We start from the raw sequence: 11,723 nt of genomic DNA, 5'->3' as shown, positions 1-11,723 counted from the left end.
AGATCTCCCAGGTCGGGCCGCGCCTTGTCAGAGCGACCGCAAGAAGGACAGCAGCGCTTCACGCTTTTCAGTGGGCAGGGCCACCACCTCCTGCTTGGCGGCTTCCGCCTCGCCGCCGTGCCAGAGGATCGCTTCCAGCAGATTGCGGGCGCGCCCGTCGTGCAGGAACTGGGTGTGGCCGTTCACCGTCTCGGTGAGGCCGATGCCCCACAGCGGCGCGGTGCGCCATTCCTGCCCGGAGGCCTGTCCTTCGGGGCGGTGATCCGCAAGGCCCTCGCCCATGTCGTGCAGCAGCAGGTCGCTGTAGGGCCAGATGAGCTGAAAGGACTGCTCCTCGCCCAGGGAGTCGCGCCGCGTCACGTACTTGGGGCGGTGGCAGCCGATGCAGCCGCTCTCGTAGAAGACCCGCTTGCCGGCCAGGACCTGCGGGTCGTCCAGGTCGCGGCGCGCCGGCACCGCCAGGTTGCGGCTGTAGAAGGTAATGAGCTCCAGCATCTCCGCCGAGGCTTCCAGGCCGTCGTGCTGTTTGCTGTTGCCGTTGGGCGCCTTGAGGCAATCCGCCTGCGCCGCGGTGCAGTCGCCCGAGGGCGCGGGCATGGTCGGCGCCGAGATACCGATATCGCCGTTGATGGCATGGCTGCTCTGCTGCAGCAGGGTCGGCTGGCCGGCCTTCCAGCCGAAGCGGCCCAGCACCACTTCCTGCTTCACATCGTCCCACACCAGATTCACGCGCCCGGAGATGCCGTCGCCGTCCGCGTCGTCGGGGTCGGTCCGGCTTTCGATGTCCGCGTCATAGACGGCCTCCAGCAGGCCGAGACCGATCATCGGCGGCGCCACGCGCGGCGAGGTCAGGACATCGGGGTGCAGCGGGCCATAGCCGAGGTCGGTGATCGTGTAAGTCGGCCGGCGCAGCGAGACTTCGGTGCCGTCGGCCAGCGTCACCGGCACTTCCTCGTAGGCGATCCGCATTTTGCCTTCGGCCTTGTGGCCCTTGATCGCCAGATCCTGCAACTGGCCGCCGTAAGTCGGCTCGGGGATCACGCCGGCACGGCCGCTGGCCAGCAGCGCGCGCTGTTCCGCGTCCTGCGGTGCGATGCTGAGGCGCAGGAACATGGAGACCGCCGAGTCCTCCGCCGAGGCCGGCGGGTGCCCGCGGCCGTCCTTCAGGTGGCAGCGCTGGCAGGAGCGCGCGTTGAACAGCGGCCCCAGTCCGTCGGCCGAAGTGGTCGAGGACGGCGCCGAGACCCAGAGGCGCCGGAAGAGTCCGTTGCCGATCTTGAAGTCGAGCTCGCGCTCGAAGCTCATGTTGGCCGAGGAATGGGAGAAGGCATCGCCGTTGACCGGCTTCTTCGACGTCGCCGCGCCGCCGGGCAATGGCTCAAAGGCCTCCGGGCGCGTGAAATCGTCCGTCGGCGCGACCCCCGCGGGGATGCGCGCCTTTCCAGCAGGTGGGGGGCCGGCCCCCACGGCTGCCGCCCCGCCCGCGATCAACAGAAGGGCAACGAGGGCCACACTAGGATGCTTCATCGATCTCTTCATTCAGTGCAAACCCCGAAGAGCGTCAGCTCTCCGGGGTCGTTTGGGCAGCGATCACTGGAACACGGCCTGCGGGTTATCAAGGCTGTCGGAACCCTCGAACTCGATGGCGGAGAGGTCGAGCACGGCCACGGCGCGCTCGATCGACCTGGTCTGCTCGGTCAGCGCCTGCACCACGGCCTCGATCACCGCGTTGCCCTCGGCATTGCCCTCGCCGATCATCTGGTCGTAGGCCTCGACCGTTTCGGCGCGGTCGACCATGGCCTGCATGGCCGCCTTGGTGGCCGTGAGCTTGTCGCGCAGGTCGCGGTCCACCGCGCCGTCCTTGGCGGCGACCAAGTTGGCGAGGCTCGGCCCCGACACCACACTGCCGTCAACGCGGGTGTAGCTGCCGGTGTAGACGTTGATCACGCCCTGCTGGTCGTAATAGTGCGAGTAGTGAGTGTTGTCGCTGAAGCAGTCGTGCTCTTCCTCGGGATCGTGGAGCATGAGGCCCAGCTTAATGCGCTCGCCCGCCAGCTCGCCGTAGGAGAGGCTGCCCATGCCGGTCAGCATGGTGACCAGGCTGGTGCCGGGGTCGCCCGACAGCAGGCCGTTGCGCGCCTCGCCGCCCGCGGCCCAGAGCGCCACCATGTCCTTCAGGTCGTCGACCAGCAGGCCGGTCGCCGCCTTCAGGTACTCGGCGCGGCGCGCGCAGTGGCCGCCGGTGCAGTCGCTGGTGCTGAAGTCGCTGGCCGGACGGTTGCCCGCGCCCGGGCCGGTGCCGTTCAGGTCCTGGCCCCAGAGCAGGAACTCGATGGCGTGGTAGCCCGTGGCGACGTTGGCCTCGACTTCCTCGGCCTCGTGCAGCACCTCGGCGATCAGCGCCTTGGTGATATGGCCGGCGTCGACCATCTCGCCGTTCACGCGCAGCTTTTCATTGGCGATGACGTTGGCGGTGTAGATCGGGTTCTCGTCCGACTCGCTGCCGTAGGTGGACTCGTCGACGTAGTCGATCAGGCCCTCGTCCAGCGGCCAGGCGTTGACCTTGCCTTCCCAGTCGTCGACCACCGCATTGCCGAAGCGGTAAGCCTCGGTCTGCTGGTAGGGCACGCGCGCGGCGATCCAGGCCTCGCGCGCCGCCGCCAGGGTCGCTTCCGTGGGATTGGCGATCAGCGCGTCGACCGCGCTGTCCAGCTTCTGGGCGGTGAACAGCGAGTCCTCGTAGGCCGCATGGGCGATATCCGCGTAGGTCTTCAGGACCGCCTGCTTGTCCACTTCCGCCGCGCTCAGCGGCGCCGCGAGCGGCCCCACGGCCAGTACCGTGGCCAATGCCGCGCTCCGGGCGGCTGTCTGCAACATCTTCATCGGGTGCGTCCCCTTCTCACATCGATGGCGCGTGGCACGGGTCCGGCCGGTTCCGGCAAAAACCGCAAATGACACGCATTCTTAACAAAATGGCCGGAAAATGGCCGTTCCGGCTGAAGGAACGGCCACTGAAAGCATCGGCTTATACAAGGATTTTACACGCCGACTCGCGATTGACAATCATTATCATTCGCACCATATTAAAGGCGTCAGTGAGACAAGCTCTGAGGTTCAGCCGATGTACGTTTGCCTTTGCAATGGTTATCGCGACGAGGAGATCCGGGAGGTCGCCGAGAGCGGCGTGCGCTGCGCCCGGGAAGCCTATCTGACCCTCGGCAACGGCCCCTGCTGCGGCACCTGCCTCGACTGCGCCCAGGAAATCGTCGACAACGTGCACACCCCGGCGGCAGCGAAAACCCGGCCCCAGCCGGAACTGGCTCCCGAAGCGGCCGAAGCGCTGCTGATGGCGGCGGAATAGGCGGCCCGGCCATGTACCTCTGGCGCAATCTGCCCAAGGGACAGCTCAGCGCGGTTTTGCGCTGGGTCTGCGATACGCGGCCGGCAGCCGCGCCGGCAGCCAGGCCGGAAGCTCAGACGCCCCTGCCCGCCGACTCCGGGCGCGGCCAGGAGCCTCTGCCGCGCTAGATCAATCCTCGATCAGGAACCCTCTGCCGGCTTGCTCTGGAACTGGATGTAGTTCTGCAGGCCCATTTTCTCGAGCAGTTCGAGGTTGGTCTCCAGCCAGTCGATGTGCTCTTCCTCGGAATCGAGGATCGACGTCAGAAGCTGACGGGAGACATAGTCGCTGACCGATTCGCAATAGGCGATGGCTTCGCGCAGCAGGGGTGTGGCCTCCATCTCCAGCTTCAGGTCACACTCCATGATCTCCTTGACGTTCTCGCCGATCAGCAGCTTGCCGAGTTCCTGCAGGTTGGGCAGCCCCTCCAGGAAGAGGATCCGTTCGACGAGTTCGTCGGCATGCTTCATCTCGTCGATGGACTCTTCGTACTCGTGCTCGGCCATGCGGGTGATGCCCCAGTCCTTCAGCATGCGCGAGTGCAGGAAGTACTGGTTGATCGCCGTCAGCTCGTTCTTCAGAGCCTTGTTGAGATACCCGATGACCTTCTTGTCGCCCTTCATCAGCGCTCCCTTCCCTCTATGGCTGCCCCGTCAGGATTCTCCGCCCATCCTACGCGCGGCGCAGGCCTGGAACCACAATCCATTTTTTTGCATAGACCTGCCGACCACTTGAGCCGGGGGTAACTTCCGGGGCGAAGGGGCGTCTTCAACAGCCTCCGCGACCCGAAAGCGGATCGCGGAGACCGATAAAGCAGCCGGGCCCTGACTGACCGGAAGGCCGGGAAGAAGCGGCGGCCTTAGGCCTCGCCGCGGGCGGGGTAGTCCTTCTCCTTGATGAAGTCGATGGCCTTCAGCAGCTGGTCCAGCGGCGGGCGCGCGAAAGGCATGGTCTGGATGAAGGCGGCATAGAGCGTGCCGTCCGGCTTCACCAGGAAGAGGCCCGGCTCGCTGAACTTCTCCGGCTCCTCGATCCCGATGGAGGTCTTGCCGCGGCTGGTCGAGATCGGCAGCTCCAGTTCCCGCGCCTTGTCGATGCTGAGGCCATAAGCGATAGGCACCTCGGAGAGCTCCCAGTCCTTCTTGGCCATCTCGGCACGTTCCTTGCCGTCGCCGCTCACCGCGACGACGTCGACCCCGCGCGCCTTGAACTCGTCCATGTGCTGGTTCAGGTCCTGCAGGTAGTTGCGGCACATCGGGCAGTGAACGCCGCGGTAGGCCACCACCATGCTCAGGCTCTCGGGCTTGCGCTCCGACAAGGTCCAGGTGCCGCCGTCCAGCAGCGGGAAGGACATTTCCGGGGCGGGCTGGCGTGTCTTCAACATATCTCTAGTCTCCTCATTCGTTGCGGTTCTGGAACGACCGTTCAAAAATCGGTCAAAAAAACTCAATCAAGCGATTCGAGGGCGATGCGCACCACGCTGCGCAGGGCCGCCCGCTCCGGGGCCACCTTGGCCATGACGCGCAGGCCGTTGGCCGTGGCGGTGAGGAAGCGCGCGAGGTCGGCGGGCGACTTCTCGCCGGCGATCTCGCCCTCCTTGCGGGCGCGGGTCAGCACCCGGCGGAAAGTAGCCTCCATGGCCGCCATGTTGGCGGCCACCGCCAGACGGGTGTCGCGGTCGTGCGGCGCCAGTTCGATGGCGGAGTTGGTCATGAGGCAGCCCAGCAGGCGTCCCTCGCCCAGCGAGAACTCGATGACATCCTTGAAGAAAGTCGCGATCTTCTCGCGCGCCGGCCCCGGCTCTTCCAGCTTGGCGAGGCGCTTGGCGGTGACGTGGCTGCGGTAGTGCTCGACGACTTCCAGGAACAGCCCGTGCTTGTCGCCGAAGGTGTCGTAGAGGCTGCCCCGGTTGAGGCCGGTGGCCTCCACCAGGTCCTGCACCGAGGTCGCCTGGTAGCCCTGGCGCCAGAAGACGCTCAGCGCCCTCTCCACCACTTCTTCGCGTTCGAATGTTCGGGGCCGGGCCATGGGCCGGCTTTCCTCCACGCCCAGTTATGGAACGGTCATTCCATAACCTGCGAGAGGCCTCCCGTCAAGGAAGGGACCGGAAGGAACAGGGAAGGGCGCTATTCGCCGCAGTCGCGCCCTTCCCTGCGCCCGCAAGGCAGTCGGGAGACTAGGCCTTGCGGGAGACGAACCAGACGTTCAGCGGGTCGTGGTCGAAGGTGGACTTCTCAGGCGCCTCGAAGCCCGCCTCCTTCAGCATCTCCAGCGCCGTTTCCCAGCCCCACATGGTGCCGAGGCCGTTGCCGCCCTGGCCCAGGGAGACCGGCATGCAGTGCATGCAGGAAGCGGTGTAGAGGAAAGCGGCCATGGGGAAATCCAGGTTGTTCTCCAGCTTCGCCGAGCCGCCGATGTCCTGCATCAGGTAGACGCCGCCGGGCCTGAGCGCCCCGTAGAGGCCCTTCAAGAGCCCTTGCGGGTCTTTCTGGTCGTGCACGGCGTCGAAGGAGGTCACCAGGTCGTAGGCTTCCTTCTCGTCGAAGCCGGTGAGGTCGCGCCGCTCGAAGCGGACGTTCTCCACGCCCGCGGCCCTGGCGGTCTGCTGCGCGGAGGCGATGGCGTCGGCGCAGAGGTCATAACCGGTGAAGCGGCTGTTGGGATAGCGCGCGGCCATGGCGACCAGGGCCCGGCCGCTGCCGCAGCCGGCATCCAGCACGTCGATGCCCTGAACCAGGCGGCCCGGCAGCTCCGGGGCCAGCGGCAGGATCAGATCGAAGAGCTGGTCCACCACCGTCTGGCCGCTGTCCTCGGCCATCATCTGGTGGAAACAGGGATAGTCCTCGTAGCGTGTGCCTTCGCCGGTCTCGAAGCACTCCACGATGCGGTCGTGGGCGGCGGCGATCACCGGAATGGCGTTGGCGGCCACGGCCAGATTGCCCAGCGGCGCGCCGCGGGTCAGGCAGGCCGCGTGCTCGGGCGGCAGGTGGTAGGTCCCGCTCTTGCCGTCGTAGCTGACGATGCCGCCGGTCACCATGGCGGCCAGCCATTCGCGCACATAGCGCTCCGACAGCTCCGCGGCTTCGGCGATGGCCACCGAGGTGCTGGGCGGCAGGCTGGACAGGGTATCGAAAAGCCCGGTGCGGTGGCCGAGGGAAACCATCACGGTCACCGCCGCAGTGTTGGCCATCTCGGCCACGCGTTCGGCAAAGGCCTCGGCCGCGGCCTCCTCAAAGGCCGGCAAGGCGCGTGTTGCTTCCATCATGTCGAATCTCACTCTCGAATTGGGGGCGGCGAACCCGGGTGCGGCGGGGTGGAGATTGCAAAACCAGAGCAGAAAGCGTAAGAGGTAGAAAGGCCGAAACAGAGGCATTCGTGCCACAACGGAGAAAAGCCCCCAGATGCCCGCCCCCTCAGCCAAGTCCTCCCGGGCCGCCAAACCCACCCAGACCGACAAGCCGATCCGGGTCTGCCTGCTGGCCCTGCCGGAGAGCTCCGCTTCGGTGCTCTACGGGCTCTACGACGTGCTCTCCAGCGCCGGCCGGTTGTGGTCACAGATCACCGGCGAGCCCGAGGCGGGCCCGACCATGGAGGTGGAGATCGTCTCGCCGTCGCGCGAGCCCTTCCGCTGCTGGGGCGGCCTGCCGGTCGCCCCGCAGGCGAGCCTTGCCGAGCGCCCGCAATGCGATCTCGTAGTGGTTTCCGACCTCGCCATTCCGATCGATTTCGATCCGCGCGGCGCCTGGCCGGAGAGTGTCGCCTGGGTGCGCCAGCAGCACGCCGGCGGCGCCGTGGTGGCGGCCGTCTGCACCGGCTCGGTGCTGCTGGCCGAAGCCGGCCTTCTCGACGGCCGCGCGGCGACCACGCACTGGGCCTTCGAGCAGCTCTTTGCCACCTACTTCCCCGAAGTGAACCTGAGCATCAAGGACGTGATGTTGCCGGACGCCCCGGGCGGGCAGATCGTCACCAGCGGCGGCGCGGCCGCCTGGGAAGACCTGGTGCTGCATCTCATCGCCCGCTTCTGCGGCGACGTGGAGGCCCGGCGCATGGCCAAGACCTTCCTGATGGGCGACCGCAGCGACGGCCAGCTGCCCTATGCCGCCATGGTGAAGCCGCAGCCCCACGAAGACCAGGTGATCACCGGCTGCCAGGTCTGGATCGCCGACCACTACGCCGCGCCCAACCCGGTCAGCCGCATGGTGGAGCGCTCGGGCCTGCCGGAACGCAGTTTCAAACGCCGCTTCCGCCGCGCCACCGGCTTCACGCCGGTCGCCTACGTGCAGACCCTGCGCGTCGAGGAAGCCAAGGAGTATCTGGAGACCACCGACTGGCCGACCGAGCAGGTCGGCGTCACCGTCGGCTACGAGGACCCGGCCTTCTTCCGCCGCCTCTTCAAGCGGCACACCGGCATCACCCCCGCCCGCTACCGCCAGCGCTTCCGCGGATTGAGCAAAACGACTGCCGTCGGCTAGGTCAGTAAGCTAGAGCAACGGGTCCGCGCTCGTCCGGACTTGCAGGGCCCTAGGCAACGATGATCTCCGCCGGGGTCCAGCGCTCGCGGCGGCGCTCGCGGCGTCCCGCCTCGTCCTCCGCCGAGTAGTCGGAGAGAATCAGCGTCCGCGTGAAGCGGGCGCTGTCAGCGAAGGCGTTTATGATGGCGACGGCGTAACTTCGCTCCCCGTCGGGCATGACCGCGGCCACGTAGACCCCACAGCGCCCGCAGAGATAGTAGTCGGCGGTGCCAAGGCCGAAGCGGTAGCGCTGCACGGCGCCCTCGTCATGCAGGGTAAGGGTCACCTTGCCGGCCGGGTCGGAGACGGCGCGCGAGGCGTGCTTGCGGCAGAAGCTGCACTGGCAGGCCCGCACCTCGGTCTCTTCCGGCGTCACGTCGCTTTCGTAGGTGATGGCAATGGCGCCGCAGTGGCAGCCGCCGTGGTGCTTCATGGTCGTTTCCCCTCAGCCTTGTCCACCGCTCAGCAGACGGTCCAGCAGCGCAGGCAGCTCGCCGAGGCGCTCCAGCCGGTGGAAGCGCTCGCTCTCCGGGTCTTCGTCGTGGGCCTCGTGCGCCCACAGCAAGGTATAGGGCACGTGCACGCCGTGGCCGCCCAGTTCCAGCATGGGCAGCACATCCGAGGGCATGGAGTTGCCGACCATCACCGTTCGCTCCGGCGCGATGCCGTGACGCTCGAAGATCGCGCGGTAGATGCCGGCGTCCTTGCGCGGCACGATCTCCACCTGCTCGAAGTGGCCGGCCAGGCCGGAGCGCTCGATCTTGCTGGTCTGGTCGACGATGTCGCCCTTGGTGATGAGGATCACGCGGAAGCGCCCTTTCACCGCGCCCAGGGTCTGCTCGACATCGTCCAGCAGGTCGACCGGCGCCTCCATCATGGCCTTTCCGAGCGCGATGATCTCGTGGATTTCCTCCGCCGTGACGCGCCCCTCGGTGATCTGAATGGCCGCCTCCACCATGGACAGCATGAAGCCCTTGATGCCGTAGCCGAAGAGCGCGAGGTTCTTCATTTCCACGGCGAAGAGCGCGCCGTGGATGTCCTCGCCCGGGCGATAGCGCTGCACGATCGCCTCCAGGGCCTTCTGGGTGTCCTGGAACAGGTGCTCGTTGTGCCACAGGGTGTCGTCGGCATCGAAGGCAACGGTATCGATCATTCTAGGTTCCTAACAGCCACCACCCCTTACCCGGCTTCGCCTAGACTCGACTTGCAGTCACGTCAAGGCTTCTCAACCCTCTCCCACGAAGGGGAGAGGGAACAAAACCGAAGCCTCAGAGTTGACCCTCTCCCCTCGCGGGAGAGGGAGGGGCCCGCAAAGCGGGAGGGTGAGGGGGCGTTCCTCACTCCACCGCCGTGACGCGCCCTTCCACCTTGGGGGCGACCTCGCCGGCGGCGGCGACGAAGTCCATGACCATGGTGGCCATGTACTTGGCCGCGGCGGCGTCGATCAGAGTTCTGCCCTGGGTGAAGACGGTATAGCCGTCGCCGCCCTTGGCCAGGAAGTCGTTGGTCGCCACGGTGTAGGTCGCCGCGGGGTCGAGCGGCTTGCCGTTGACGCTCACGGACTTCACGCGCTCACCGGGCGCCGCGTTGCGGCTCCAGGTCATGGTGATCCCCGAGGTGCTGGGAAAACGACCGGCGCCCTCCTCCACCTTGCTGACGCCGTGCTCCAGCGCTTCCATCACCTGCGCGCCGGTCAGCTGCAGCTTCACGGTGCGGTTGCCGAAGGGCAGCTCGGTCTGGATGTCGCGGCGGGTCAGCGTCACCCCGGCGGGATAGGTCTTGTCGCCGCGGATGCCGCCGCCGTTGGTGATGGCCACGTCGGCGGCCACGCCCTGGCGCATGGCGTCGGCGATGAGGTTGCCGATGGCGGTCTCCTCCCCGCGCACGGAGGCGCGGCGGCTGTCCAGCGGCACCGCCGACTTGCCGACGGCGATGTCCAGCTCCTTCGACAGCTTGTCGAGGTAGGCCTGCACCTTGGCGGCCATCGCCGGATCCGGGTCGACGTCCTGGGTTGAGCGGATGCGGAACTGCGGCGACCAGACGAACTTCTGCTGGCCGCGGCTCTCGACCGTGTCCATGGTCACCTCGACGACCATGAGGTTCTCACCCTGGGAGCCGGACTCCACGAAGGCGCGCTGGCCGTTGTAGTAGGTGATCTGCAGGTGGTCGTGGCCGGAGAGCAGGATGTCGATGCCGCTGTCGCCGTTGATCAGATTAAAATCTTCGGCGATGCCGGTGTGGGCCAGGGCGACCACCAGGTCGGCGCCGTTTTCGCGCAGGTTGTCGCTCAGCTTGCGCGCGGTGGCGACCAGCGGCTGGAAGGTGACGCCCTCGGCGCTCGAGATCTCCGGCGTCTCCGGCGTGGTCAGGCCCAGGAAGCCGATGGTGTAGGGCCCGGCCTCGGCGGTCCAGGTGGCCAGGGTGCCCTCCAGCAGCGTGCCGTCCGTCATGGCATTGGACCCCAGGATCGTGAAGCGCGCCTCGGCGACGCGCGCGCGGGTCACCGCCGCGCCGAAGTCGAACTCGTGGTTGCCCAGAACCATGAGATCCAGTTCCGCCTCGTTGAAGAGGTCCATCATGTGGGCGCCCTTGTCGAAGCCCGACAGCAGCGAGGGCGAGATGGTGTCGCCGCCGTGGGTGAAGATCGCGTGCGCCGCCGCCGCGCGCTCTTCGTTGACAAGCGTCATGAGGCGCGCCAGGCCGCCGCGGCCCTTGGAGTCCTCGATGCGGTCGATGTCGTTGATGTGCAGGAGGGTCAGCTTGACCGGCTCCGCTACTGCCGGAACGGCGAGCAGCACGGCAAGGGCCGAGGCGGCAAGGGCGGTCTTGATCCTGTAAGCGAGCATCATCGTTTCCCCTGTGAATAAGAGCTGAAAGAAAAACGCTTCGGCAAAAGTTCGATCAGGTTGCCTCGAAACCGCGCAGCGGCATGTCGGGGCCGCGCTGCAGCCAGTTGTCCTCGGGATAGCGGCAGGCGCCGTCGATGAGGTGCAGCGTGTAGGCATGGCGTGAGCGCGCTGAGCGGTTGGGCGCGCTGCCGTGCGGCAGTTTGCCGTGCAGCACCACCAGCGACCCCTTCGGCACCTCCAGGGGCACGGCTCCGCTCTCGTCCCAGGGCGTGGCGTCCAGTTGCTCCATCACCAGCTTGTCGCCGCTTCGCCGCCAGCGCTCACGCAGGGGCCCCGCGTGGCCGCCCGGCAGCGCCCAGAGGCAGCCGTTCTCCAGCGTCGCGTCCTCCAGGGCGAACCACAGGCCGGTGACGCTCAGCGGCTCGGTGTAGAGGAAGGTCGAATCCTGGTGCCAGCCCACCTCGCCGCCGATGCGCGGCTGTTTGAAGATATACATGGACTGCAGCAGCAGCGGCTCGGCGAGTTCCAGGTCGCCGGCCAGGGCCGCCAGCTGCGGCAGGCGCGAGAAGCGGGCGAAGACCGGGTCCAGGTCGTGCTGGGCATGGCCGATCTTGTTGATCGACAGGCGCTTGTCCTGGCGCAGCCGGCCCGCCGCGTCGAAGGCTTCCTCCTCGAAGAAAAAGCGGATCTTGTCGCCGGAGGTGAGGAAGTAGTCGTCGCGGCCGTGCACCTGCCCGCGCGTGGAGAAGATGCTGGCGACCTCGCCGGGATCGAAGGCCGCCACCAGTTCCTCCGCCCGCGCCATGAGGGCGTCGCAGTCGGCGGCGGCGATCATATCCTCCAACACCAGGAAACCGTCGCGCGCGTAAGCCTCGCGCATCTCCGCGGTCAGGCGGCCGGCCGGCGGCGCGGCGAAGCGCGGCGGCTCGGAGGTTTCATTGGCGGCGGTCGGGGCGAACATGG

Annotated in this window: 12 protein-coding genes; 2 read left to right on the top strand and 10 right to left on the bottom strand. The window is 67.2% G+C overall.

The window, feature by feature from the left end:
- Positions 1-27 precede the first annotated feature (27 nt).
- On the bottom strand, positions 28-1,527 hold the full coding sequence (locus H7X47_RS17095; protein WP_193369925.1) for a di-heme oxidoreductase family protein: 1,500 nt from the start codon (positions 1,525-1,527) through the stop codon (positions 28-30).
- A 63-nt stretch (positions 1,528-1,590) separates the two neighbouring features.
- Complete coding sequence (locus tag H7X47_RS17090) at positions 1,591-2,883, bottom strand: imelysin family protein (RefSeq protein WP_322096506.1); 1,293 nt, start codon at positions 2,881-2,883, stop codon at positions 1,591-1,593.
- A 238-nt stretch (positions 2,884-3,121) separates the two neighbouring features.
- On the opposite strand from H7X47_RS17090, the gene H7X47_RS17085 reads away from it, so the two are divergent.
- Positions 3,122-3,361, top strand: a complete 240-nt coding sequence (locus tag H7X47_RS17085; RefSeq protein ID WP_193369924.1) for a (2Fe-2S)-binding protein — start codon at positions 3,122-3,124, stop codon at positions 3,359-3,361.
- Between the two features lie 179 nt (positions 3,362-3,540).
- Here H7X47_RS17085 and bfr read toward each other — a convergent pair whose 3' ends face one another.
- The 4 genes from bfr to H7X47_RS17065 all read right to left on the bottom strand — a co-directional run bounded on the left by bfr (position 3,541) and on the right by H7X47_RS17065 (position 6,665).
- Positions 3,541-4,023 carry a bacterioferritin gene (gene bfr / locus H7X47_RS17080; protein ID WP_193369923.1) on the bottom strand — a complete coding sequence of 161 codons (483 nt, stop codon included), beginning with the start codon at positions 4,021-4,023 and terminating at the stop codon, positions 3,541-3,543.
- A 236-nt stretch (positions 4,024-4,259) separates the two neighbouring features.
- The gene (locus H7X47_RS17075; protein ID WP_193369922.1) at positions 4,260-4,784 is read right to left on the bottom strand and encodes a peroxiredoxin-like family protein; all 525 of its coding nucleotides are present in this window, start codon (positions 4,782-4,784) and stop codon (positions 4,260-4,262) included.
- 62 nt (positions 4,785-4,846) lie between these two features.
- A complete protein-coding gene (locus tag H7X47_RS17070; protein ID WP_193369921.1) occupies positions 4,847-5,428 on the bottom strand; it encodes a TetR/AcrR family transcriptional regulator in 582 nt (193 codons plus the stop codon).
- 148 nt (positions 5,429-5,576) lie between these two features.
- On the bottom strand, positions 5,577-6,665 hold the full coding sequence (locus tag H7X47_RS17065) for a class I SAM-dependent methyltransferase (protein ID WP_193369920.1): 1,089 nt from the start codon (positions 6,663-6,665) through the stop codon (positions 5,577-5,579).
- Between the two features lie 136 nt (positions 6,666-6,801).
- On the opposite strand from H7X47_RS17065, the gene H7X47_RS17060 reads away from it, so the two are divergent.
- Positions 6,802-7,872, top strand: a complete 1,071-nt coding sequence (locus tag H7X47_RS17060) for a GlxA family transcriptional regulator (RefSeq protein WP_193369919.1) — start codon at positions 6,802-6,804, stop codon at positions 7,870-7,872.
- A 49-nt stretch (positions 7,873-7,921) separates the two neighbouring features.
- Here H7X47_RS17060 and H7X47_RS17055 read toward each other — a convergent pair whose 3' ends face one another.
- The 4 genes from H7X47_RS17055 to H7X47_RS17040 form a co-directional block, all read right to left on the bottom strand.
- Positions 7,922-8,344, bottom strand: coding sequence for a GFA family protein (locus H7X47_RS17055; RefSeq protein ID WP_193369918.1), 423 nt, complete (start codon positions 8,342-8,344; stop codon positions 7,922-7,924).
- A 12-nt stretch (positions 8,345-8,356) separates the two neighbouring features.
- Complete coding sequence (locus H7X47_RS17050) at positions 8,357-9,064, bottom strand: HAD family hydrolase (protein ID WP_193369917.1); 708 nt, start codon at positions 9,062-9,064, stop codon at positions 8,357-8,359.
- 184 nt (positions 9,065-9,248) lie between these two features.
- Positions 9,249-10,760 carry a bifunctional metallophosphatase/5'-nucleotidase gene (locus tag H7X47_RS17045; RefSeq protein WP_227010557.1) on the bottom strand — a complete coding sequence of 504 codons (1,512 nt, stop codon included), beginning with the start codon at positions 10,758-10,760 and terminating at the stop codon, positions 9,249-9,251.
- A gap of 52 nt (positions 10,761-10,812) precedes the next feature.
- Complete coding sequence (locus H7X47_RS17040) at positions 10,813-11,721, bottom strand: phytanoyl-CoA dioxygenase family protein (protein ID WP_227010556.1); 909 nt, start codon at positions 11,719-11,721, stop codon at positions 10,813-10,815.
- Positions 11,722-11,723 lie beyond the last annotated feature (2 nt).

This window comes from Pelagibius marinus (assembly GCF_014925385.1).
GTDB lineage: Bacteria > Pseudomonadota > Alphaproteobacteria > Kiloniellales > Kiloniellaceae > Pelagibius > Pelagibius marinus.
Note: the sequence above shows the minus strand (reverse complement) of the source record. Positions and strands in the feature narration are given on the sequence as shown.

What these genes read in the sequence shown, in the direction of transcription:
- H7X47_RS17095 (WP_193369925.1), bottom strand. Translation starts at nt 1,527, where the DNA reads ATGAAGCATCCTAGTGTGGCCCTCGTTGCCCTTCTGTTGATCGCGGGC.
- H7X47_RS17060 (WP_193369919.1), top strand. Translation starts at nt 6,802, where the DNA reads ATGCCCGCCCCCTCAGCCAAGTCCTCCCGGGCCGCCAAACCCACCCAG.
- H7X47_RS17075 (WP_193369922.1), bottom strand. Translation starts at nt 4,784, where the DNA reads ATGTTGAAGACACGCCAGCCCGCCCCGGAAATGTCCTTCCCGCTGCTG.
- H7X47_RS17065 (WP_193369920.1), bottom strand. Translation starts at nt 6,665, where the DNA reads ATGATGGAAGCAACACGCGCCTTGCCGGCCTTTGAGGAGGCCGCGGCC.
- bfr (WP_193369923.1), bottom strand. Translation starts at nt 4,023, where the DNA reads ATGAAGGGCGACAAGAAGGTCATCGGGTATCTCAACAAGGCTCTGAAG.
- H7X47_RS17050 (WP_193369917.1), bottom strand. Translation starts at nt 9,064, where the DNA reads ATGATCGATACCGTTGCCTTCGATGCCGACGACACCCTGTGGCACAAC.
- H7X47_RS17055 (WP_193369918.1), bottom strand. Translation starts at nt 8,344, where the DNA reads ATGAAGCACCACGGCGGCTGCCACTGCGGCGCCATTGCCATCACCTAC.
- H7X47_RS17090 (WP_322096506.1), bottom strand. Translation starts at nt 2,883, where the DNA reads ATGAAGATGTTGCAGACAGCCGCCCGGAGCGCGGCATTGGCCACGGTA.
- H7X47_RS17085 (WP_193369924.1), top strand. Translation starts at nt 3,122, where the DNA reads ATGTACGTTTGCCTTTGCAATGGTTATCGCGACGAGGAGATCCGGGAG.
- H7X47_RS17070 (WP_193369921.1), bottom strand. Translation starts at nt 5,428, where the DNA reads ATGGCCCGGCCCCGAACATTCGAACGCGAAGAAGTGGTGGAGAGGGCG.
- H7X47_RS17045 (WP_227010557.1), bottom strand. Translation starts at nt 10,760, where the DNA reads ATGATGCTCGCTTACAGGATCAAGACCGCCCTTGCCGCCTCGGCCCTT.
- H7X47_RS17040 (WP_227010556.1), bottom strand. Translation starts at nt 11,721, where the DNA reads ATGTTCGCCCCGACCGCCGCCAATGAAACCTCCGAGCCGCCGCGCTTC.